Source organism: Gemmatimonas sp. (assembly GCF_021298855.1).
Lineage (GTDB): Bacteria > Gemmatimonadota > Gemmatimonadetes > Gemmatimonadales > Gemmatimonadaceae > Gemmatimonas.
In genome coordinates, this window is sequence record NZ_JAJTHI010000028.1 from 1 (window position 1) to 22,477 (window position 22,477).

Sequence of the window (22,477 nt, forward strand, 5' to 3'; positions counted from 1 at the left end):
ACCCCAGCTCTGACCCCAGCGCTGACCCCATCTCTGACCCCAGCGCTGACCCCAGCTCTGACCCCAGCTCCGACCCCAGCTCCGACCCCGCCCTCCCAGGAACCGTGGACACGCAGCGTGCCGACGCGACGCCGGGCTCGCGCACGTCACGCCGGTAAGCCCTTCCGCGCGGCATTCCCCCAGCGAGCAGGAGGGTGGCACGGTAGCTTCCCGGCATGCCTGACACTGCCACCACCGAGATCCGTACCCTGCTGCTTGCTGCCATCATGGCGCTCGCCGTGCTCTTTCTGTGGCGGTGGTGGCGTTCCATCGATCGCGACCGCGAGGAGCGCCTGTGGCCCACACCGGTTCAGCTGCTCATCGGGTTCGTGGTGAACTTCTTCGACACTCTGGGGATCGGATCCCTGGCCACCACCACCGCGGCCTTCAAGGCGCTGCGCATGGTGCCCGATGAGCGGCTGCCCGCCACCATGATCGTGGGGCTCACGCTCTCGGTGGTCACGCAGGCACTCATCTTCATTTCGCAGATCCAGATCGATCCGACCTTTCTGGTGCTCATGATCGCCACCGCGCTCGTGGGCGGGTGGCTTGGTGCGGGCGTGGTCGCACGCCTGCCGCGCCGCCCCATTCAGATCGGCATGGGGGTCGCGCTGCTCTCGGCGGCCCTGTTCATGACCATCGCCCAGCTCAACCGCATGCCGGTGGGCGGCACCGCCCTCACGCTGCACGGGCCGTCGCTCTGGCTGGCGCTCGGGATCAACTTCGTGCTGGGCGCCCTCATCATGCTGGGTATCGGCAATTACGGCCCCACGTTCGTGCTGCTCAGCGCGCTCGGCATGGACCCGCGCGCCGCCTTTCCCATCATGATGGGCAGCGGCGCGTTCGCGGCGTTGCTGGGCTGCCTCGAGTTCGTGAAGCGCCGCAATCAGGTGAACCAGCCCGCCATTGGCCTCGCCATTGGTGGCATTCCCGGCGTCCTCGTGGCCGCGCTGCTGGTGACGGCGCTGCCCCTCGATCTGCTGCGCTGGCTGGTGATTGCGGTGGTGCTCTACGCCGCCATGACCATGCTGCGCTCGCGCGACCGGACCACGTGAGACGGCCTTACCGCCGACGCGCCTGATCCTCTTCCCACTCCACGAAGGAGCCGTCGAAGTCGTGCAGCGTCGCGCCCTCGAACCACCACACGCGCGTGGCCACCTCGCGCAGAAACGCGCGGTCGTGGCTGACGATGAGCACCGTCCCCTCGTACTCACCCAGCGCATCCTCGAGCACCTCGATGTTCTCCACGTCGAGGTGATTGGTGGGTTCGTCCAGCACGAGCAAGTTGGCCCCGGACAGGGTCATGATGGCCAGGGCCATGCGCGCCCGCTCGCCGCCGCTGAGTGAGCGGATCTCGCGAAACACCTCTTCCTGCGTGAAGCCGAATGCGCCCAGATGGTTCTGCACGGCACCACGGCTCCACAGCGGACGCTGCGCCTGGATGGCGTCGTACATGCTCAGGTCGAGCGGCAGGTCGCCCAGATCCTGCTTGAAGTACGCGGGGGTAATGGAGCTGCCAACACGGGCCTCCCCGCTGGCCGGGGCGCGATCCCCCATGATGGTGGAGATGAACGAGGACTTGCCGGCCCCATTCGGTCCTACCAGCGCCACGAAATCGTTGCGACGCAGCACGGCGGTGAAGTCCTCCACCAGCACCCGACCGGGTACTTCGACACGGAGTGCCTTGATGTCGATGACCTGATCTCCTCCGCGCTCCGCCACCTTGAACTCGAGCGACATGGCGGCCGGGTCACCGGGCGGCGGCGCCAGCCGCGGCAACCGCTCCAGGCGCTTGCGCTTGCCCTTGGCCTGGAAGGAGTTCACGCCGGCAATGTTCCGGCGGATGTACTCCTCCTCCTTCTTCACATACGCGCGCTGCTTCTCGAGTTCCCGCTCGCGGGTGAGCCGCCGTTCGGCGCGCTGCGGCACGAATTGGCTGTAGTTGCCCTTGTACCACTCACTCGACTTGGCTTCGATGTGCAGGATATGCGAGCAGATCGCATCGAGGAACGCACGATCGTGCGAAACGACCAGGACCGTTTCGCCCGCTTCCTTGAGCCACTCCTGCAGCCAGTGAATGGTGTCGAGATCGAGATGGTTGGTGGGTTCGTCCAGCATGAGCAGGTCCGCCGGCGCGATGAGCTGCGCCGCCAGCCCCACGCGGCCGCGCTCGCCGCCGGACAGCGTGCTCACCAGTCGCGTCTTCGATTCCTCGGCGTCGAAGCCAAGCCCCTGCAGCACGGCATCGACGCGGGCGTGGTACTCATATCCGCCCATGTCGCCGAACCGCTCCTGGTCGCGCCCGAATCGTTCGAGCATCTCGTCGGTAACCTTGTCCCCCAGCTCGCCCAACTGCATGGCCTGATCGGCAATGCTCTGCTCGAGCGCGATCACCTCACGCCATGCTGCGGCGCCCGCCTGCCAGACGGTGGTGGCCCCTTCGAACGCCCGATGCTGATCGAGCAGCGCGTGACGCATCCCCGGCTTGCGCGCCACGGCCCCCACGTTGGGCGGCCGGTCGCCGGTAATGACACTGAAGATGGACGACTTGCCGGCGCCGTTGCGGCCAATGATTCCCCACCGCTCGCCTTCACCGACGGTAAAGGTGACGTTCTTGAGCAGTTCGGTGGCACCGAACGAAATGCCGATACTGGAGCAGGAAAGAAGAGTCACGCGTGGTGTGAGGCGGGTTCAGGTGTGGCTGAAAGGTACACCAACCATGCCATGGACCCGAAGTGCGGCCTCGCGTGTATGGGCAGCCGTGGGGGGGAAGCTGGCCCCCGGGTGCCGTCAGTGCAGACGCTGCACCGGTATTCCGGCGTACGATGCATGCCCTTCGAGTGTGGTGTGCTTGGGGATCACACTGAGCGCGCCGACCTGCACGTCAGGACCCGTGGTCACGCCGATCCCCACCACACTGCCAGTGCCGATAACCGTGCCCGGCCCGAGGGTAACGCGAGCGGTCTTCAGCATCCCGCGTTCGACGATGTGGCCGGACAGATGCACGTCCGCCCCGACGACCACATTGTCCCCGAATTCCAGCAGGTTGTGATCCATGACCGACAGGCTGTTGACCCAAACCAGTCGCCCGACGCGCGCGCCATTGAGCCGCAAATACCAGCTCCAGATGGGCGATGCGCGGAACGCCGGACCAGCGAAGACGCGTACCACGTGGATGGTCATCAGGTAACGCCCCCACGTGAGAACCGGCCACTCGAACTCGGTCAGGCGTGCCGTGATGCCCACGGGCGACCGCCAACCCAGCGCGCGGGTGGCAAGGGCGGACGCGATCACCAGCAGCCCGGCAAACAGGAGATACAGCGGAACCACCGCCACGGAGAGCAGCGCCACACGTGCCCAGGCGGATAGCGGCCGCATAGCTTGCCACTGCACGAAGGCCAACGCGGGGGCCACCGAAAGCCCCAGCACCATCGTCTCCAGCATCACGACCGAAACGATCGCCCACACAAAGCGAACCCAACGCCATGCCCGTTGATCCGTCATTGGACGCCTCGCCACTGGAGTCGGCATCAACTGAACTCGATGCCGCGGCCCGCCTGCACGCGACGGGCACTGGTGCCCCATTAATCTATGTGCCAGGGCTCGATGGCACAGGCCTGCTCTTCTATCGGCAGGTACGCGTACTCCAACACCGCTTCCGGGTGCTCACCTATCGACTGCGCGATGACGCGCGCGATATGGCCGCACTCGTGGCGGATCTGGCCCAGCACCTCGAGACGGCCGTTCCCGACCGGACGCCCGTGGTCATGGTGGGCGAATCGTTCGGCGGGGCGCTGGCCATGTCGTTCGCCATCGCCCATCCGGAGCGCGTCCGCGCACTCGTGATCCTCAATTCCTTCACGAAGATCACGCCGCGCGCCAAACTGTTCCTTGCCCTGGGAGCGATGCGACTCATTCCGTGGCGTACCATGCAATGGGTGCGCATGCTCACGGCCGCCCGCCTGCACTCGGCGCATACGCATGCCGATGAGATTCGGCGTTTCCTGCTGCTCACGAAGGGCACGACGAGGGAAGGCTATCGCAATCGCCTTCGCATCCTCACGCGTTACGACATCCGCCCCGCGCTGCATCGCCTCACCGTTCCCACCCTCTTCCTCGCGGCCGACAAGGATCACCTCATCCCGTCGGTGCGCGAAGCACGCCACATGGTGACGCGCGTCCCCACCGCGACCCTCCGCATTCTTGAGGGTCACGGACATGGCTGCTTTCTGGCTCCCGATCTGGACCTGGACCACCTGCTCCACGAGTGGGAGTCCACAACGACCGCACGCGACCGCCCCTCGTGATCCAACCGTCCTCGACCGAGTGACACGCTCGGCCGCGCGCTCCGTGGAGTCGCTGGTCAGCTCGTCCGTGGCGTGAGCGGCAACACCTCGCTCGCTGCCGTATCCCGCCCTGCCCACAGGCCGTCGCTGAGGCACGCCCTGCGTCCACCACCCTGCGGATTTCCCACGCACACCGCACACACGCTGGGCGCTCGGGCACCATTTCGTGCTGCTGCTTCGTTGCCTGTGCAGTGCCTCATGCCACAGCGCCATCGCCGTTACCCCTTGGGCTTCACCTGCACTCTGCATGCGCGTCAATCTGGCTGTTTCCCTGGCCAGCGCCCCAACACCTACGCCGCGTTCTCCCGGTTTCCCAATGCGTTCTTCGGGGGGCGCGCCGCTCTCGCCGACAGCGCCGAGCAATGCACGCCGCGCACGGCGTCACTCGTGAGCAGCTATGTGCACCGCGTCCGACCGGGTTTGTACCTGGGCGGGCGCGTAGCGCTCGAAGACGCCGCCCTCACCACCATGGCCGACGGCGGAACCCTGGCCGCGCTGCTCACCACGCCGGCCTTTGCCAACGGCGAGCGTTGGCGCACCGCCAGTGCCACGGTCATTGCCAGCTGGGATACGCGCGATGTGTTCTTCTTCCCCACCCGCGGTTCCGCCGTCTGGCTCAGTATTGGCCGAGCCTTGGGCGTGCCGGGCGCCACACACCAGTTCACGCGCGTCTCGCTCGACGCGCGACGGTATCAGCCACTCGGCCGCGGACTCGTACTTGCCGTGCAGGGAATTGGCGTGTTCACCGAGGGACGCGTCCCTGTGGACGACCTGCCGGCACTGGGCGGGGCAAGCCTCTTGCGCGGCTACTTCGCCGGGCGCTTTCGCGACCGCACGGCGCTCGCCACCCAGGCTGAACTGCGCATGCCGACGTGGCGCCGAGTCGGCGCGGTGGCCTTTGCGGGCGCAGGTGCCGTAGGCCCCGCCCCCGATGCCCTGTCGCGCGACGACGTGCGCAGCGCCTGGGGGCTGGGGGTGCGATTCGCCCTCAACGGTGATCGCCTGAATGTGCGCCTCGACCGCGGCTTCGGCACCGGCAGCCGCGGCATCTACATGACGGCCGGCGAAGCGTTCTAGCTTCCCGCGCCGAAGATCCGCAACACCTCCCCAATGAAGGACGTGATCTGGCGGAATTCCGCCTGGTCAGTGACGGCCACGGCCACCGTGACGCCGGCTTCGGGAAACACCACGGCACTGGTGCCCCAGAACCCACTGTGTCCGTAGCCGCGCACGCCGCGCACGACGGTGCCGTAGATGCCCAGGCCGTAGCCCGCCATCTCCGTGCTACGCGGCGCCAGCATGGTGTCCAGCGTGAGCCGCTGCGCAAGCACGCGACCATCCAGCAGGGCCGTGAGGAACTGCGCGACGTCGCTCATGGGGGCTGCGATCCCGCCGCCGCCGTACAGATCGAAGCTGGGGTCAATGGCATACGAGTCGAAGCCGCTGAGATACTGGTGGGCACGGTCGGCGATGCCGGGTGGTGCGGCTTCGAGTGTTTCCCACCAGGTGTGGCGCAGGCCGAGCGACTCGAAGCCCACGAGGCGACGCACCGCCGGGCCCAACGGCATCCCAGTGAGCCGCTCCACGATGGCGCCCAGCAGGGTGTACCCGGAGTCGGAATAGCGGAACTGTGCGCCGGGCGGGCCCACCGGCGCCAGGCTGTCCACGAGCCACCGCAGCTGTTCCTCTCGGGTCCAGCGATACTGGGGGGCCGTGCGCAGTCTGGCCGCGTAGCTCGGCACCGCCGGATGCTCGTGCAATCCCGCGCGATGACTGAGGACCTGTTCGATCGTGATGACGTCGGTCCGGTAACCATCGCCTCGAAGCAGCGCGTCCAGTTCAGGTGGCAGGTGAGTCGCCAGCGGATCCGCCAGCGACAACTTCCCCTGCTCGACCAATCGCAACACCGCCGCCGCCACGTACGTCTTGGTGTTGCTCGCGATGCGCACCGGCTGCTCGGGGCGCAGCGGTACGCGACGCGCCGTATCCGACATGCCGGCGGCCACGCTCCAACGGCGACCATGGGCACGTGACTCCACGGCAATGATGAGACCCGGCAGGCGCGGCCGCGCCGCGACGATGCTGTCGGCGAGTCGCTGCAGCGCGGGCGCGATGCGGTCTGCCGGGATGGCCGCCGGCGGCTGCGGTACCACGGTGTGCAGAAGCGCGGTCAGGAGCAGGACACTGGGCATAAAGGAGAACGCGAGGGGGGGACGGGTGCGCTGCAGTCGTCGGCGTCATGACTGGCAACAGGCCACCGCGAGCGCATCCTCCCGGACGCGCCGCGCGCGGTACCTTACGCCGAGTGATCATCTACTATACCTCGGGGACAGACGTGCTGCACTACTGGTTCACCATCGGGCGCATGCTCGCCTCGCGTTTCACTCGGCCTCGCGTGCGCTTCGACGCCACCATTCGGCGCACTTTTCGTGTGCGGCTCTTCGATTGCGACGGGTTTCGGGTGATGACGGCGGCGAAGTACCCCATGTACATGGACTTCATCCGCTGGGAGATGATCGCGCGCTCCGCACTGTTCGACGCCATCCTGCGTCGCGGACTCGCGCCCACCTTGGGTTCGCAGAAGCTCATCTATCGCAAGCCGCTCAAGGTATGGACGCGCTTCGAGGTGGAGCTGGAGCTGGCCGGTCACGACGACAAGTGGATCTACCACATCCACCGCTTCGAGCAGGGCGGTGAGTTGCGGGCCTTGGGCATTACACGCGCGCTCATTTGGCGGCGCGACGTGCCCGCAGCCCTCCCGCAGTTGCTGCACTCACTGGGCGCCACCGAACCCATGCCCCCGCCGGCGTGGGTCACGGCACTCTTTGCCAGCGACCGGGAACTGCTGGAGACCAACGGAAACGGCACCGCGCCGCGCTGAACCGCTCGAGTCGCCCATGCTGGCACGCGACCTGACGCTGTGGAGCCATACCGGCAGTCGCTGTGGGAGGAAGGCCACAAACCGGACTCAACCATACCGGGGACGAAGCGAGTGTATTCCCATGAAATATCTTAAAGCATTGAACTACAACACTTTGCGAGATACGTGGCCGGCCGCCATCGGCCGGCACGGAAGGTGATACGGCAGAGGTCGACACCCGCCACCGCCGGCGGCTTTGAACCCTCTGAACGGAACCGTCCAATGTTCACGCGCCTCGCGCTCCACACCTTTTCGGCAGCGATCCTGCTGGCGGCGTCGATCCCCTCGCAGGCCGGCGCACAGGTGAACGGCTCACTCACCTTCGGCGGTGACATTCAAAGCAATGGCGCTCTCAACGGCGGCAGCTTCACCGGTGCGGTAGGACCGTACCGCGCCGACCTCGCCTTCGGGAGCACGCTCACGCTCGCCAATGCCGTGATCTGGTGCGTGGACTGGGCACACTTCGCCCCGGCCACCGGGACCACTGACAGCTACACGTTGAGCGCGCTGACCGGAAACCTGTCCGCGACTCGCAAGAACGAGGTGCAGGCGTACCTCCGGGCGGCGTGGCTGTTCGAGCAGGTTACGAACTACACGGCCACCACCGGCCGGTATACCGCCACGAACGTGCAGGGGACTGTCTGGGAGATGATGGACCCGGCGGCGTTCAACCCCAGCGACAATCCGGCGGGGCTCAACCTGATGTCGAACGAGTCCACTGCCTACGGCAGCAGCAACTATTTCAACGTAAGCGGCTTCATTCCCACCACACTCACCGCCTCGCAGCTCACGTACGACTGGTTCCTGCTCTCTGATCGCATCGTGGGCGGCGAGTCCCTCACCCCGAATCAGGAGTTCATGGTGGCGGTCGCGCGCGTTCCTGAGCCCGGTGCACTCCTGTTGCTGGCCACCGGGCTGGGTACCCTCGGTATCACGGCGCGTCGGCGCCGCCAGGCGTAAGCGCGGGGGCGCTGCCGCGATGGGGAGCTGGTAGCACCCACGTGGCAGTGCGGTGACTGGACTATTGCCCCTCGGCGCGTAGCATCAACCGCTGGGGCAGGCCTCACGCCGCAACGGCTGCTTGCCACCCAACGCCCCGCCCTCCCAGGAGACCGCCATGACCACCGTTGCCGCGCTGCTGGACGTCAAGGGACACGCGATTGTTTCCGTTGGCGCGCAGGCGTCGGTGCTCGACGCTGTACGCCTCATGGCCGACAACGGATTGGGGGCCGTACTCGTGAGGAACGGCGAAGAGGTGCTGGGCATCTTCACGGAGCGCGATGTCCTGCGGCGCATCGTCGCCCAAGGCGTTGACCCTGCGGCGACCCCGGTATCCGCGGTCATGACCGCGGCGGTCGTGACGTGTCTCCCCGCCACCACCCTCGACGAGTGCGGCGCCATCATGACGTCGCGGGAAATCCGTCATCTGCTGGTGGCCGACAGCCAGGGGCTGCACGGCATCATCAGCAGCCGCGATGTGCTCGCGCACCGCGCGGCCGAGCAGGAGACGACCATCAGGTTCTTGAACGAATACATGTTCTCCGCGCGCGGTTGATCGAAGCCCGCTGATCGTCCGCGGCCGACCGCGCCGCGCGGGGGCGCGGCGCCGCGGGCGTCATGCCATCGCCAGCATCTCGCCGTAGTGGTACACCGCCGAAGCCGGTGGCGTGTGGCATGCCGCCGCCACCATGGCCGCAGCAATCTGCTCCACGCGAATGGACCGGTACTGCACGGGTGTCGCCCAGGAGAAGAGCGGCAGCAGCGTTTCCAGCCACCGTGGCGTATGCCGTGAGCCGATGATCATGGCCGGCCGAAACACGCTCACCACGGCAATGCCGCTCGCCAGTACCGCCGCTTCGGCCTCTCCCTTCACGCGATTGTAGCGCGACGTCCCCGCGGCCCCCGACCCGCGCGCGGAAGCGGCGGTATTGGCGCCCACCGCCGACATGAACACGAGGTGCCGTACCTTTCCCGAGGCAGCCAATCCGCGCGCGAAGGCGGCGTTGAGGGCCACATCGACATCACGATGCTGCGCCAGGGAGAGCTTCGCCGTGCCCGCACCAATGCCCAGCACGCTCAGCCCCACCACCTCGCCGTCGAGTGCATTGACCGCGTCACGGGTTGCCTGCTGCAGCTGCTCCGGCGTCATGACCGGTACCAGCACCTCGCGCAACGCCACCCGCGCGCCTTTCGCCTCTGCCAGCAGTGCGGCCTGAGACGTGCGCCCCACGGTGACCACCGTACTGAACGCCCCACTGCCCAGCAACGCCCGCATCAGCGCACCGCCCACCGAGCCGGAGGCACCAAGCACGATGGCGCTGCGGGGTGACGCCGTCCCGGCACCCGTGCTCACTGGATGCCTCGAGGCTCGCCCTCGGCCTGACGGTCCAGATGCGCCACCAGCTCAGCCGGCAAGTGGAGCGTGTGACTCAGCGCCTCGAGATAGGCACGCTCGGCGGGGTGGTCCACATCGATGGCCAGCCGCGACACCAGGTACAGTTCACTCGCCTGTTCGATGCCGCGCGCCGACGCCGCAATCGCCTTGAGGTCGGCGGGGCGTGCCAGCGCATCGAACACGAACGCCTTGCTCTCCGCGTCGAGCCCCAGCTTCTCGACCTGCTCGAAGAGCGCCCGCTGTTCGGTGGCATCGATATGCCCATCGGCGTTGGCGGCGGCGATCATCGCTTGAATGAGCGCCAGCTGAAACGGCCGCCCATCAGCGGCAGGATTGGCATCCACCGCGAACTCCCGCACCACCTGCCCCGCATCGGCCGATGTGGCGACAGGCGCCGTGGCGGCGGCCTTCCCCTGCTGCCAGTTCTGATAGGCCTTGTAGGCCAGCGCGCCGGCAATCGCCGCACCGCCATAGCCCACCGTCCCCTTGGCCATCTTCTTCAGTTTCTTGCCGCCAAGCATGAGGCCCAACAGCCCTCCCACGGCGGCCCCGCCGCCAAACCCGCCCAACCCCAGAGCGTCGAGCTGCTGTTTTGCCGCGCCACCCGCCTGACGGAGCGACCCGGTGGCGTTGGCGCCGAGGAACTGGGCGAGCAGCTTGTTCGCGTCGATCATGAGATGGGAGGCGAGTAAGGGTGTAGGGCGTGAGACAGGGGCCTCACGGCCGAAGCTAGGGCGCGGCAGACACGACGACCAGTCCGGCGCCGAACGAACAGCCACCGGGAACACGTTGTTCTTCCGTTGGGCGTTGTGCATCTCTACCCGCGTCTTCCTCCGCACGTTTCACACCTGCCCCTCATGTCTGGCCGCGCCGCCCTCGCCAACAGCCGTCGCATTGTCGTCACGCTGGGCACCCGCGCCCTGCTCGCCAACGCCCATGAAATCGACCGGGAGCGCCTCGGGCGCCGGCTCGAGGAACTGCTGCGCGCACGCGCTGCTGGATGCTCGGTGCTGCTCGTGTCCTCCGGTGCCATCGGGCTCGGCTGGCCACGACTGGGCTATGCCGGACGCCCTACCACCATCCCGCAGCTCCAGGCCGCGGCCGCGGTGGGGCAGAGTCACCTCATGCAGCAGTACATCGACCTGCTGCAGCCGCACGGGGTGCACGCCGCCCAGGTGCTGCTCACGCACGGCGACCTCCAGGATCGTCGGCGCTATCTCAACCTGCGACTCGCCCTCGAGGCGCTGCAGGAGGCCGGTGCGCTCCCCATCATCTCGGCATCAGCAGCGACAAGCTGCATGCGCGCGGCCCCATGGGCGCCGAGGAGCTCACCTGCGCCAAGTGGGTGATTACCGGGAGCGGTCAGACTCGGCACTAGCCGGGCATCGATCCGGCGCGGCTGTTCCGCAGGCTGGGTGTCATCGGCGGTCGGTCGTCAGCGGCACGCGGGCTGCAGCGGGCGCCATTGCCTGAGGCTGGTTCGTTGGCTGTTGGCACCGGGCATGCGGTATGTTTCCGTAGATGATCAGGCGGCTATTCATCGAGTCCGGACAGAGCCCCGCGCCGCAGCACTGGCCGAGACCAGTCCCCTCACGCACGCTCGTCGCCATCTCCGTGAGTGTACCATGCTGAGCAGGCGCCTTCTCCGGCGCGACACTGTCTGTCATGCCTTCGCCTGATCCGGATGGCGAGGCACTCCCCGTGCCGCCTCCGGCGTCCGCCGCGGAGCCACCCACGGCCAAGTCTGCTCCGTCCGCGCCGAGCCTGCCACGTGCGGAAGCACTGGCGGTGTCCGGGCGCGTCACCAGCGTGCGCCACCGCCGCGCACCCAGACGTACCCGTTGGCGCTGGCTCGTCGCGGTGGCCATCGGCATCGTTGTGTTGGCCTGGGGTATTGGACGCCCCTTACTGCTGGGTCCACGAGTCACGGTCACCCCCGTGCTCCGCGCCGACCTGGTGCAGACGCTCGTGGCCAGTGGACATGTCGAGACTCCGTTCCGGGTTTCTGTCAGCAGCCAGGTCACGGGGGTGGTCATGCGTATCCCGGTGGCGCAAGGGCAGCGGGTACGCGCCGGCGATACACTCCTGCTGCTCGACGCGCGCGAAGCCCGTGCGCTCGCCGTACAGGCCGAGGGGCAGCTGGCCCAGGCAGTGGCGAAGCTCCGACAGGTGCAGGTGACCACACTGCCGTTGGCCCGTCTTTCTCTCGCCGAAGCCACGACGGTCTTGCGCAATGAGCAACAGAAGTACGATCGCAACCTGGCCGCACTCGGGTTCGATTCACCGGCATCACGCGATGCCGCGCTGGCCACTCTCGAAGTCGCCCGTGCCCGCGTCAGGTCGGCAGAGCTGCAGGTGGCTGCGAACAGTGCCGGCGGGAGCGACTATGTGCTGGCCGAAGCGCAGCTCGCGCAGGCGCAGGCCAACCTCGAGGCGGTTCGAGCGCGCGCGGGCTACCTGGTGGTCACGGCGCCGCGAGCCGGCGTGCTCATAGGCCGGACGATCGAGGCGGGCGATGTCGTACAGCCCGGCAAGGAACTCATGGTCCTTTCGCCGGTGGGCGATGTCGATATTGTGGTGCGCATCGACGAGCGCAACCTCGGACTCGTCGCCGTGGGACAGTCCGCCATGGCGTCCGTGGATGCCTATCCGACGGAGACGTTTCCCGCGCGGGTGCACTATATCAATCCGGCCGTGGACCGCCTTCGTGCATCGGTAGAGGTGAAGCTGCGCGTTCCCACACCGCCTGCGTACCTGCGGCAGGACATGACGGTCACCGTGGATATCGAGGCGGCGATTCGTCCGCACACCCTCATTGTACCCACGGCGGACATTCATGAACTGGACACCCCCAACGCGTGGGTACTGACGGCCAGCGATGGGCGCGCCCGGAAACGCCCGGTTCAGGTCGGCCTTGTGAGCGGCAGCAAGGCCGAGATTCTTTCGGGGGTCTCCGAAGGCGACTTGATCGTGCCGCGCTCGGCTGACTCGGTTGAGGACGGACATCGCCTTCGTGTGCAGGCGACCGCCGCTGCTACGGCCGCACGTGTCCCCCGGTCGGCCACCCAATGAGCCGTTGGGCGCCTTTCGAGTGGATCGTCGCGCTGCGTTTCCTGCGACAAGGGCGCGCCCAGACGCTGTTCATCATGACCGGCATCGCCATTGGCGTAGGCGTGATCGTGTTCATGTCCGCGATGCTCGCCTCGCTGCAAGCCAACTTCGTCACGCGCACCCTGACGGCACAGGCGCACATCCAGATTCTCCCGCCCGAGGAGTTGCCTCGTCCGCTGCGGGTCAGTACGGCCGCGGTCGTGCAAGCCCCCGTGATCCAGCGCCCCGTGCAGCGGCAGCGGTCCATCGATCAGTGGCAGACCATCGTGAGCGAGGTGAAGAGCTACTCCGAGGTCACCAACGTCACGCCAACGGTATCCACGTCCGCGCTGGCCCTTCGTGGCGACGCCAGTCGTTCGATCACCATTACGGGGATCGAGCCGGCGGTGTACTTCCGGATCGTCCGGCTCCCCGACTACCTCGTCAGCGGTGAGCCCCGGCTGTCCACCGAGGAAATCATCATTGGCAGCGAGCTCGCGCGCGAACTTGGGCTCTCCGTGGCAGACAAACTGAGCATTACCACGGCAGGCAATACCACGCGCCGGCTTACGGTGAGTGGCATTTTCGACCTGGGCAACAAGGGCGCCAACCAGCGGTCCACGTTCGTGGCCCTCAGGACGGCACAGACGTTGGCCAATCTCGCCGGCGGCGTGACCTCCATCGACATCACGGTCCGCGATCTCTTTGCCGCCGACTCGGTGGCCGTACAACTCGCCGCGGCCACGGGAATGCAGGCCGACAGCTGGATCAGCACGAACGCGCAGCTTTTCAGCACCCTGAGTGCGCAGGAGATGTCGTTCGTCACCATCGAGCTCTTCGTGGCGCTGTCGGTGGCCTTCGGCATCGCCAGCGTGCTCAGTGTGACCGTAATTCAGCGGTCCCAGGAGATTGGCATCCTCCGGGCCATGGGCACCTCCCAACGTCAGGTGCTCGGCGTATTCCTGCTGCAGGGGGCACTGCTCGGCCTGCTGGGCGCGTTGGTGGGGGCGGCCGTAGGGAGCGGTGCGCTCAAGCTCTTCCATGACCTGGTCCGTCTTCCCGACGGCGGCGAACTGTTTCCCTTCTCGGTGGAACCGGTGCTGCTGCTCCTGACGGTGCTGCTGGCGACGGTCACCGGCGTGTTGGCAGCCTCGGTTCCGGCTCTCAACGCGTCGCGACTCGACCCCGTGGTGGCCATCCGTGGCTGACAGCGCGCGCACCGGCCCGATCGTCCAGCTTGATGGGGTGACCAAGTGCTACAATGTGGGCCAGCCTGCCGAGGTGGAGGTGCTGCACGGCATCGACCTGACGCTCGAGGCCGGTGAGTTTGCGGCACTCATTGGCCCATCGGGATCAGGGAAGAGCACGCTGATCAACATCATCGGACTCCTGGATCGCCCAACCTCCGGGAGCCTGTTCATTCACGGGCAGGAAACCCGCACCCTGGACGACCGTGCCCTCACCCGGCTACGCAGCGAAGCGATCGGCTTCGTGTTCCAGCATCACCATCTGCTGTCGGCGTTTACCGCGCTCGAAAACGTGATGATGCCCATGCTCATCGAGCGACACCTCCCTGCAGCGGAGATGCGCGCCCGTGCGCATGCCCTGCTGGTCCAGATGGGCCTCGAGGCATGGGAGCACAATCTGGCCAATAACTTGTCAGGTGGTCAGCAACAGCGCGTGGCCATGGCGCGTGCCCTTGCCCTGAACCCGGCGTTGGTGCTGGCTGATGAGCCCACCGGCAACCTCGACACGAAATCGGCCGAGGCCGTCTTCGCGCTCATGCGGCAGGCCAACCGTGAGCACCATACCACCTTCCTGATCGTCACCCACAACAATGCCCTCGCGCGTCGCTGCGATCGCATCATTGAAGTCGTGGACGGGCAGATCGTGAGGGCAAATCGCTGACACGCGTGGCCCGGCCGCTTCGGTATCTCGGCACGGGCCGCGGTGCACACCCCATCATTCCGTCGTGTGGCCGTCAAAGTGCTCGGTGTCGGCCTCGGCGTCGGCGCGCGTATGGTGCGTCACGCCGTCCCGGTGATTGGGAGGCGCGTAGATGGTGTAGAGCTTGAGCGGGACCGAACCGGTGTTGATGATGTTGTGTTTGGCCCCGGCGGGGACAATGACCGCAAAGCCAGCCTGAATTGCAGACCGCACACCATCGATCATCGCTTCGCCTGTTCCCTGCTCCACACGAAAGAACTGATCCAGCGTATGCACTTCCGTGCCGATCTCTTCGGTGGGCTTCAACGCCATGACCACTAGTTGGCAATGCGTCGCCGTATACAGCACCCGCCGAAATTCCTCATTCATGACGGCGGTGGTTTCAATGTTCCGTACGAACCCATGCATGCGATTGCTCCTGGTGTTGACGGCGGGAGAGTCACGAATCGCTTCGCCACGGCTGAGGCTGCACCAGCGGCGCTCGGTGGCCGCGGCGAGGTCGTAACGAGGCGATTGCTCACCGTGCTATGAGCAAAAGGCGCGCCAAGACAGAGGAGACACCAGGCACTGGACAGGGCAGTGCTCGCACTGCTGAAGGCGACCACGGGGTGGCGGGAACGGTTGCCGCCTCGCCATAGATTCTTTCCATGCACTCCCTTCGCTTCCCCTCGTGTTGACCGCAACCGTTATCGTCATCGTCGTGGCGCTGCTGGCGGCAGTGCTCATTACCCGCGAGGAAATGCGCCGTCGGAGACGGCGGCGGGCGTCGAGCGCCACGTGGTGGTCGCGTGTCGAGGATGACAATCCCGACGAACCGGCGGTAACGGGCGAGGATGGGCGCTGAGCACTTCTACGGCAGGTGGGGCGCTCACGTCAGGCGTCTTGCTGCACCCCAACGCAGGAGACCGGGAGACAGCGCACGCCGTCGTCACGCATCGCATCAGCATGCGTACCAGCATTCGCACAACCCCCTCACACTGCTTGTCCTTGCCGCCTCTGCCACCACTTCTCGCATTCCGTACTGAGCAACATCGCGCCACCCGCACCGAACACCAGGAGCCACTCGCGTGCGCCAAGCGGCTGCACCTGCAGCACCGTCGTGGACAGCACCGGCGCATACACCGCGATGACCTGCAGCACGATGATCAGGGCGATGGTACCGAGCATGACGGGATTGCTGGCAAGGCCGGTCGTGACGAGGGACTCGCGGTTCGAGCGCGTGCCGAGTGCCTGGAACACCTGCATGATTGCGAGTGTGGTGAACATCAGCGTCTGCCACGGGCCACCAGGGTTGGTTTCGTGGTAGGCGAAGCCAAGTACCACCGTCACCAGGCCGATGAAGAGACCGGTCCATGCGACCTGCCAGCCCATGCCATCGCTGAAGATCCCCGACTGCGGTGAGTGAGGAGGCCGCCGCATCACGTTACGCTCCGCCGGCTCCACTCTCGACCAGTTCTTTGGGGCCGCGCTGCGCCAATCGGGCCTGCGCTTCAGCGGTCGAACGCCCGTACGTTGCGCTCGCTGCCAGCGCATCGGTGACCTCCGACGCCGAGAGAAGATGCCAGTGCTTGAGTGGTGGTGTCACGCGTCTTGCCGGAGTGGATCACGACTCTGCGTACGACCCGCGCGCAATCAACAGGTCCCGCATGGCGTGGGTGGTGTCGAAGTTGTCCCGTGGCCATCCACTGTCGAGGTACACCGCGATATCGCGCCTCGGTTCCACGGCGATACGCGCGAACAGATCGTCCATCACGCCCAATGTACTCGAGAGGCACCCGGCCATGCCGAACAGCTCGGGGTACTGCCACGCCACGTAGAGCGCGGACACGCCGCCAAGCGACGACCCCATCACGGCGGTGTGGCGCGGGCCGGTGCAGCGGCGCACCCGGGTGTCGATGCGCGGCTTGAGCTGCTGCACGATGCCGCGGCCGTACGCCTCGTACCCAGGGTGGGAGTAGTCTCGCATGCGATCGGCCGGTACGATTCCCACCACGATGATCTCACTCACCGCGTTCATGCGATCGAGGCGGTCGATGGTCTCGGCGACACGCCCTGCGGTCCGATCGTAAGCATGGTAGCCACCAGCGCCAAGAGGCTCCCTGCGAGCCAGCGATGCGAACGAAAAGGGCAGGCAGGCAGGCGGGCGTGTGCGCATGAACCGGAGGCCGCCAACTCGCGGGTGTGTTCGACGGGACCCTACGGCGTCCCCCCGCGACGAAACACCAAGTCCGGCCCCTTCGGTCGCCGACGATCGTCGGCGGCGGGCGGCGCTGCCCGCAGTCGGTCGAGGACCGACCGGGCGCCGCCGGCTTGCTGCGGGGCTGCGGGAACACCGGTGCATTCGTTGCGGGCCTGAAGCCACGTGATCGCCGCGGCCACGGTGGGGTCGGCGGCGTCGCCCGTGATGGTACGCGCGATCCCTCCCGCCACCTCCTGATCCGGCGCTATTGGCCGGTCGCCCGGTGTGAATCCGTCACGCGCGAACATGTACGAATCGGTGATGTCCACGCGCGCCGAATCGGGCATGAAGAAGAAGTCGCGCCCGCTGGCCACGCCAATGCTGGGGAGTCCAAACACGCGCGACGGTGGGCCACCCCGAAAGGCCAACGTGATGGCCTCGGCCGCGCTGGCCGTCACGGAACGCGCGACACGGCCGTCGGGCAAGGTCACCTGTGAACTGCCGATCAGCACCGCCACCGGCAGCCCGCGTCGGGTGGGGCGGAACGGGTTGGGCACCACCAACTCCGCCGAATCGCGCAGGTTGCTGAGGCCGAAGACCCCATTGTTCCCGCGGTCGCGATAGTACCAGAACTCGCGATACGTGCCGCTGTACTGCAGCCCGCCCGCGAAACCGTTGTCGGTGTTCCACAGCGGACCCACGCTCGCCATGAGGGCGAACACGAAGCCGCCGCTGTTGTGCCGCAGGTCCACGATCCACCCGCAGGGGCGGTTGGCGTCGAGTTCGCGCAACAGCGCGTGCGTGGTATCCACCCGTCCCGACTGGCTACGACCGATGAAGCCGGGAATCCACACGTAGCCCAGGCGCGGCGTGATCATGCGCCCGTTCACACGCTGGTCCGGGCGATCAGTCGGCGCGTCGGAGGAGCCGGGCAGCTGATTGGGGGGCGAAATGCTGCTGTGCGGATCGAGTTCGCGCAGCGCGGATGTGATGATCGTGTACGTGTCCCGCAGCGTAGGCACCGTGGCCGCCCGTGCGAGATAGCGGCTGCGGAAATCGGTCCAGTTCACGCGTGCCGTGTTGACGGAGCGCCCTCGCATGGAGTCGACCGCGATCGCCACGTACCCGCGCGGTGTGAGCGTGTCCAGAGTGCTGCGTACCACGCGCGGCGGTTCGGGACCGACTGGCGAGTCCCCGCAGGCGCTGAGCAACGCCACGCTCAGGCCGATGGCGAGGCGGAGCGCCATGGCGGAACGATGAGGCGAACCGGGATTCGGGCGCATGGTCAGCACGAAGGGACGGAGAGGTGAGCACGACGGGAGCCACACCGGCACAGCAACCAGCACCTGACGATCGTCACCCGGAAACCGCGCGCCGTCAAGCCATGTGGGATTCGTGGCGCGGCCAGAACCAGAAGAGGCCGCGCTGCTGGCAGGGGTGTGTGGCCGTAGGATATGCCTATGCCTAACGTGGAGCGACGGTGGATCCCATGATCACGGTCGCGGTGCCACCCGCCAGATCTCGTCGCCACCCGACTTCCCATCCGTCGCCACATAGAGCGCTCCATCCGGCCCCTGCGTCACGGCGCGAATGCGATCCCCGAACTCCAGCGCCCGAGCCGCCAGCAACACCGAGCGCCCATCGGCCGACAGCCGCAGTACCTGCACCCGGCGCCCCGCAAGCAGCCCCACGACCAGCGCCCCGTCCCATGCGCGCCACGCCGTTCCGGTCACGAAACCACACCCCGACATCCCCTCGGAGACACTCCCCGTCGTCCACGTCGGACGCAGTACGGCCGGGAACTTGATCGAGTCGGACATCGGCCACTGCCCTTCGTAGCCGCGGTACGTCGGATCGCCCGGATTCATCGGATCCCAGCCACCGTTGCCACCGGCCGCGATCAGCGTGACCTCATCCCGATGCACCGGCCCGTGCTCACACGTGAACACCTGGCCGTTGCCGCGCACGGCGAGCCCCTGCGGGTTGCGGAAACCGTAGGCGAAGATGCGGGAGTCCGCCGGCCGCGGGAACGTGCCGTTGCCCGGTGCCCCCGCGCCGTCGCGCGTTACGCGCAGCACCTTCGACCCCAACCCCTGCAGGTCCTGCGGGATGGGACCAATCCGGTTGTCGCCAGTGGTGACGTAGAGGTGGCCGTCGGTGCCGAAGCGAATGCGCCCGCCCGAGTGCGCGCCCCCGTTCCCCCAGGGAATGCCGGTCACGATGTCCGTGCGGTTGCTCAGCGTCGTCCAGCCCGCGTCCACCGTCCAGCGCACAACGCGGTTGTCTCGCGCGCCCGTGGGGGCCCGGAACGACTGGAAGGTGTACACGTGGCGGTTCGTCGCGAACTGCGGGTCGATCGCGAGGCCGAGCATCCCGCTCTGCCCGGCCGCCGCAACGTCGCTCGGCTGTGCAAGCGTGCGCGGCGCGCCGCCACCCGGCGGTACCACGCGCACGCGACCCGGGCGTTCGGTGAAGAGCATTGCGCCATCGGGCGCGAAGGCAATATCCCACGGCACTTCGAGGCCCGAGACGATCACGGTGCGATCGAGCACCGGCGCCGTGGCGTCGACCGCCGTCGCGGCGAGTGAGGCAGCCACGTACCCGGGGGCGGACGCCGACACGGTGTTGCGCCCCGGCGCACTGCCCAGCCGCCAGGCGCCGGCCGTCGCCACCCCCTGCGCGTTCGAGACGCCGCTGGTGGCCGCCAGCGATCCGCCGCCCGACGTCACGGCGAACGTGACGGTGACCCCCGACTGCAGGGCGCCGGCCGCATTGCGCACCACGACCGCCGGCGCATTGGGCACCGCGGCCCCCGCCCCCGCCGACTGGTTGTCCGACGCCGCGACCGGCGTCAGCGACCCCTGCCCTACGGGTGCGGTGGCGGTGGCCACGAATGTCACCTCCGGCAACCCGGAGAAACGCGCGGCGAGCGTATGGGTGCCAACCGCGGGCCCGAGCGTCCAGCCACCGACCCGTGCCACCCCCGAATCGTTGGTGACCGTCGCCGGGTCGCGCACCGAACCGTCGCCCGAGATAACGACGAAGGTCACGCTCAGCCCGCGCACGCCGCGTCCCGCGGCATCCGTCACGCGCACCGAGGGCGGCACCGCCACCGCGGTCCCGACCGTTGCCTGCTGCTGATGGCCCGCGTGTACCGCCGTCGCCACCGGCACACCGGCGGCCTCGGGGGCAAGGTCGCCGCAGGCCGCAGCCCCGGCCAGCAGTCCCGCCGCAATCAATCGTAGGGTTCGCATTCGTCGAAGTCTCGAAATGCTTCAGGGGAAGTCATCACCAATGTACACGTGCCTCCACCCCAGACTACCGAGGAGGAGGTCCGGTGACGGTGCTGCCGCTCACACTTTCGGCGTACCGGCTTCTGCCATGTAACGGTGGCGCTGACCATTCCGCCCATTCTCACGAACCGCGTGGCCGCCGGTAGCCGGCACACTGCCCGCCCCGCATTATTGCCGACATGCGAGAACTCACCCTGCGGTCGGTCATCCTCGGCGGACTCCTCACCCTCCTTTTCACCGCCGCGAACGTCTACCTCGGCCTCAAGGTCGGCCTCACCTTCGCCACCTCCATCCCGGCGGCGGTGATCTCGATGGCCATCCTCCGCCTCCTGCGCGGCGGCACCATCCTCGAGAACAACATCGTCCAGACGATCGCGTCGGCGGCGGGTACGCTCTCGGCCATCATCTTCGTGTTGCCGGGGCTGGTGATTCTTGGCTACTGGCAGGGCTTCCCGTTCGTCACCACCGCCGCGGTGTGCGCCACGGGGGGTATTCTTGGCGTGATGTTCTCGGTGCCGCTGCGCCGCGCGCTGGTGACCGGCTCTGACCTGCCATATCCCGAAGGCATGGCCGCCGCCGAGGTGCTGCGCATCGGATCGGCGGAGGGGAGTGGCGCGGCGGAGAACCAGCAGGGGCTGCGCACCATCATCGTCACGTCGCTCGCATCGGCCGGCATCTCGCTACTGATCGCGATGAAGCTGATGGTCGGCGAGATCGCGAAGTACATCAGAGTCGGCGCGGGGGCCACCGGTGCCGCCACCTCGCTCAGCTACGCGTTGCTGGGCGTGGGCCATCTCGTGGGGCTGTCGGTGGGCATGGCGATGCTCACCGGCATCGTGATCACGTGGCTGGGCCTCGTGCCGTACTTCAGCCAGGGCGTCGCGGGTGACGACGTGGTGGCCATCGCGAACGGGGTGTTCCGGGCGAAGGCCCGCTTCATTGGTGCCGGCACCATCGGCGTCGCCGCCATCTGGACGCTGCTCAAGATCATCGGCCCCATCATCAGCGGCATCCGCTCGGCGTTGGCGGCGAATGCCGCGCGTGGCAGTGGCGAGACGCTGCCGCTCGCCGAGCGCGACCTTCCCATCAAGCAGGTCGCGCTGGTGATTCTTGTGACGATGATTCCCATCGCGTTCCTGCTCTGGCAGTTCATCGCCGGCGGGCCGCTGGCGGTGCACAGCGGCGTGCTGATCGCCACCACGGTGGTGTACATCCTGCTGGCCGGCGTCGTCATTGCCTCGGTGTGTGGCTACATGGCGGGGCTTATTGGGGCGTCGAACAGTCCCATCTCCGGCGTGGGCATTCTCGCGGTGGTGGGCGTGTCACTCATGATGCTGGCGTTCATCGGCCGCGGCAGCGACGTGACCACCACCGAAGCAATGGTGGCGTACGCGCTGTTCGCCACCGCGATCGTGTTCGGCATTGCGACCATCTCCAACGACAACCTGCAGGACCTCAAGACCGGCCAGGTGGTCGGCGCCACGCCGTGGCGACAGCAGGTGGCGCTGGTGATTGGCGTAGGGTTCGGCAGCCTCGCCATTCCGGGCGTGCTCGACCTGCTCAACAACGCCTTCGGCTTTGCCGGTGCCCCGGGCGCGCGTGAACAGGCGCTCGCGGCGCCGCAGGCCCTGCTCATCTCTGCGCTCGCCAAGGGGGTGCTCGGCGGCGATCTCGAATGGCCGTTGCTGGGGCTTGGCGCGGTGATCGGAGTGGTGATCATCGCGATCGACGAACTGCTCGGTCGCGCCCGCAAGCTGCGCCTGCCGCCTCTTGGCGTGGGGATGGGCGTGTACCTGCCCATGTCGCTCACGCTCCTGATTGTGGTGGGCTCGGTAATCGGCACGCGCTACGACGCGTGGGCGGAGCGCCAGCCGGATCCGGAAACCGCGAAGCGCTTCGGCGTGCTGGCGGCGACCGGGTTGATCGTGGGCGAGAGTCTGTTCGGCGTGGCCTTCGCTGGCATCGTGGCGGCCACCGGCAAGGATGCGCCGCTGGCGGTGGTGGGCGCGGGCTTCGAGCCGATCGCGCTCTGGGGCGGGCTCGCCATGTTCGCCGGGCTGGTGTGGTGGATTTATCGGCTTACGCGGCGGGCGAGTCGGTGATGGGGTGCGTGCGCCCGCCGATCGTCTAACGAGGCTGTAGGAAAAGTCCCGCGCGACGAATGTGGAAACGGAACTCTCCGGGCGTCGAGCCGTTGGCCTCACAGGAAAACTGCGGTCTCTTTCGTCCCTCGTCGAGATCTGTCATGGCCCGCTACAAGCCGGTCGA

21 protein-coding genes and 1 pseudogene are annotated in these 22,477 nt (G+C 67.3%); 12 read left to right on the forward strand and 10 right to left on the reverse strand.

The genetic code is table 11. From position 1 onward, the window contains the following. The first annotated feature begins 215 nt into the window (after nt 1-215). Entirely contained in the window at nt 216-1,094 is an 879-nt protein-coding gene (locus LW840_RS09950; protein WP_291273768.1) for a sulfite exporter TauE/SafE family protein, read from the forward strand. A 7-nt stretch (nt 1,095-1,101) separates the two neighbouring features. On the opposite strand, the gene LW840_RS09955 is transcribed toward LW840_RS09950, so the two are convergent. After that, complete coding sequence (locus tag LW840_RS09955) at nt 1,102-2,712, reverse strand: ABC-F family ATP-binding cassette domain-containing protein (RefSeq protein WP_291263675.1); 1,611 nt, start codon at nt 2,710-2,712, stop codon at nt 1,102-1,104. 117 nt (nt 2,713-2,829) lie between these two features. After that, the gene (locus tag LW840_RS09960) at nt 2,830-3,486 is read right to left on the reverse strand and encodes a hypothetical protein (protein WP_291276918.1); all 657 of its coding nucleotides are present in this window, start codon (nt 3,484-3,486) and stop codon (nt 2,830-2,832) included. A 38-nt stretch (nt 3,487-3,524) separates the two neighbouring features. On the opposite strand from LW840_RS09960, the gene LW840_RS09965 reads away from it, so the two are divergent. Then, entirely contained in the window at nt 3,525-4,346 is an 822-nt protein-coding gene (locus LW840_RS09965; RefSeq protein ID WP_291276919.1) for an alpha/beta fold hydrolase, read from the forward strand. Nucleotides 4,347-4,583: 237 nt separating this feature from the next. Continuing rightward, complete coding sequence (locus tag LW840_RS09970) at nt 4,584-5,462, forward strand: BamA/TamA family outer membrane protein (protein WP_291276920.1); 879 nt, start codon at nt 4,584-4,586, stop codon at nt 5,460-5,462. On the opposite strand, the gene LW840_RS09975 is transcribed toward LW840_RS09970, so the two are convergent. Next, complete coding sequence (locus tag LW840_RS09975) at nt 5,459-6,577, reverse strand: serine hydrolase domain-containing protein (RefSeq protein WP_291268790.1); 1,119 nt, start codon at nt 6,575-6,577, stop codon at nt 5,459-5,461. The two genes, LW840_RS09970 and LW840_RS09975, sit on opposite strands and share 4 nt — an antisense overlap. A 113-nt stretch (nt 6,578-6,690) precedes the next feature. Between LW840_RS09975 and LW840_RS09980 the strand changes: the two genes are divergently transcribed. From LW840_RS09980 to LW840_RS09990, 3 genes are all read left to right on the forward strand, one after another. Continuing rightward, the gene (locus tag LW840_RS09980) at nt 6,691-7,266 is read left to right on the forward strand and encodes an acyl-CoA thioesterase (RefSeq protein WP_291263670.1); all 576 of its coding nucleotides are present in this window, start codon (nt 6,691-6,693) and stop codon (nt 7,264-7,266) included. A 261-nt stretch (nt 7,267-7,527) separates the two neighbouring features. Then, nucleotides 7,528-8,265 carry a PEP-CTERM sorting domain-containing protein gene (locus LW840_RS09985; RefSeq protein ID WP_291276921.1) on the forward strand — a complete coding sequence of 246 codons (738 nt, stop codon included), beginning with the start codon at nt 7,528-7,530 and terminating at the stop codon, nt 8,263-8,265. Between the two features lie 157 nt (nt 8,266-8,422). After that, nucleotides 8,423-8,860, forward strand: coding sequence for a CBS domain-containing protein (locus tag LW840_RS09990; RefSeq protein WP_291267426.1), 438 nt, complete (start codon nt 8,423-8,425; stop codon nt 8,858-8,860). Nucleotides 8,861-8,920: 60 nt separating this feature from the next. Here LW840_RS09990 and LW840_RS09995 read toward each other — a convergent pair whose 3' ends face one another. Further along, entirely contained in the window at nt 8,921-9,658 is a 738-nt protein-coding gene (locus tag LW840_RS09995; protein WP_291276922.1) for an NAD(P)H-binding protein, read from the reverse strand. Beyond that, the gene (locus LW840_RS10000) at nt 9,655-10,374 is read right to left on the reverse strand and encodes a tellurite resistance TerB family protein (RefSeq protein WP_291267428.1); all 720 of its coding nucleotides are present in this window, start codon (nt 10,372-10,374) and stop codon (nt 9,655-9,657) included. Before LW840_RS10000 ends, LW840_RS09995 begins: the two co-directional genes overlap by 4 nt. Before the next feature lie 183 nt (nt 10,375-10,557). Between LW840_RS10000 and LW840_RS10005 the strand changes: the two are divergent. The 4 genes and pseudogenes from LW840_RS10005 to LW840_RS10020 all read left to right on the forward strand — a co-directional run. Next, nucleotides 10,558-10,920: pseudogene (locus LW840_RS10005) on the forward strand (glutamate 5-kinase); the annotation flags it as partial. Nucleotides 10,921-11,638: 718 nt separating this feature from the next. Beyond that, nucleotides 11,639-12,772 (forward strand): efflux RND transporter periplasmic adaptor subunit, encoded by a 1,134-nt coding sequence (locus tag LW840_RS10010; protein WP_291267430.1) that lies wholly within the window; start codon nt 11,639-11,641, stop codon nt 12,770-12,772. Then, entirely contained in the window at nt 12,769-13,998 is a 1,230-nt protein-coding gene (locus LW840_RS10015) for an FtsX-like permease family protein (RefSeq protein ID WP_291267431.1), read from the forward strand. The genes LW840_RS10010 and LW840_RS10015 overlap by 4 nt, the downstream gene beginning before the upstream one ends. Before the next feature lie 19 nt (nt 13,999-14,017). Then, nucleotides 14,018-14,698, forward strand: a complete 681-nt coding sequence (locus LW840_RS10020) for an ABC transporter ATP-binding protein (RefSeq protein ID WP_345780903.1) — start codon at nt 14,018-14,020, stop codon at nt 14,696-14,698. A 54-nt stretch (nt 14,699-14,752) separates the two neighbouring features. Here the strand turns inward: LW840_RS10020 and LW840_RS10025 are convergent, their stop codons facing one another. Beyond that, on the reverse strand, nt 14,753-15,145 hold the full coding sequence (locus LW840_RS10025) for a cupin domain-containing protein (RefSeq protein ID WP_291276924.1): 393 nt from the start codon (nt 15,143-15,145) through the stop codon (nt 14,753-14,755). Between the two features lie 262 nt (nt 15,146-15,407). On the opposite strand from LW840_RS10025, the gene LW840_RS10030 reads away from it, so the two are divergent. Continuing rightward, nucleotides 15,408-15,581 carry a hypothetical protein gene (locus LW840_RS10030; RefSeq protein ID WP_291267434.1) on the forward strand — a complete coding sequence of 58 codons (174 nt, stop codon included), beginning with the start codon at nt 15,408-15,410 and terminating at the stop codon, nt 15,579-15,581. 128 nt (nt 15,582-15,709) lie between these two features. On the opposite strand, the gene LW840_RS10035 is transcribed toward LW840_RS10030, so the two are convergent. The 4 genes from LW840_RS10035 to LW840_RS10050 form a co-directional block, all read right to left on the reverse strand. Continuing rightward, nucleotides 15,710-16,270 carry a cation-translocating P-type ATPase C-terminal domain-containing protein gene (locus tag LW840_RS10035; protein WP_291276925.1) on the reverse strand — a complete coding sequence of 187 codons (561 nt, stop codon included), beginning with the start codon at nt 16,268-16,270 and terminating at the stop codon, nt 15,710-15,712. A gap of 70 nt (nt 16,271-16,340) precedes the next feature. Further along, the gene (locus LW840_RS10040) at nt 16,341-16,892 is read right to left on the reverse strand and encodes an alpha/beta hydrolase-fold protein (protein ID WP_291276926.1); all 552 of its coding nucleotides are present in this window, start codon (nt 16,890-16,892) and stop codon (nt 16,341-16,343) included. Nucleotides 16,893-16,933: 41 nt separating this feature from the next. After that, the gene (locus tag LW840_RS10045) at nt 16,934-18,163 is read right to left on the reverse strand and encodes a S41 family peptidase (protein WP_291276927.1); all 1,230 of its coding nucleotides are present in this window, start codon (nt 18,161-18,163) and stop codon (nt 16,934-16,936) included. A gap of 246 nt (nt 18,164-18,409) precedes the next feature. Next, nucleotides 18,410-20,170, reverse strand: coding sequence for a PQQ-dependent sugar dehydrogenase (locus tag LW840_RS10050; protein ID WP_291276928.1), 1,761 nt, complete (start codon nt 20,168-20,170; stop codon nt 18,410-18,412). 218 nt (nt 20,171-20,388) lie between these two features. On the opposite strand from LW840_RS10050, the gene LW840_RS10055 reads away from it, so the two are divergent. Beyond that, nucleotides 20,389-22,311, forward strand: a complete 1,923-nt coding sequence (locus LW840_RS10055; RefSeq protein ID WP_291276929.1) for an oligopeptide transporter, OPT family — start codon at nt 20,389-20,391, stop codon at nt 22,309-22,311. Nucleotides 22,312-22,477: the final 166 nt, after the last annotated feature.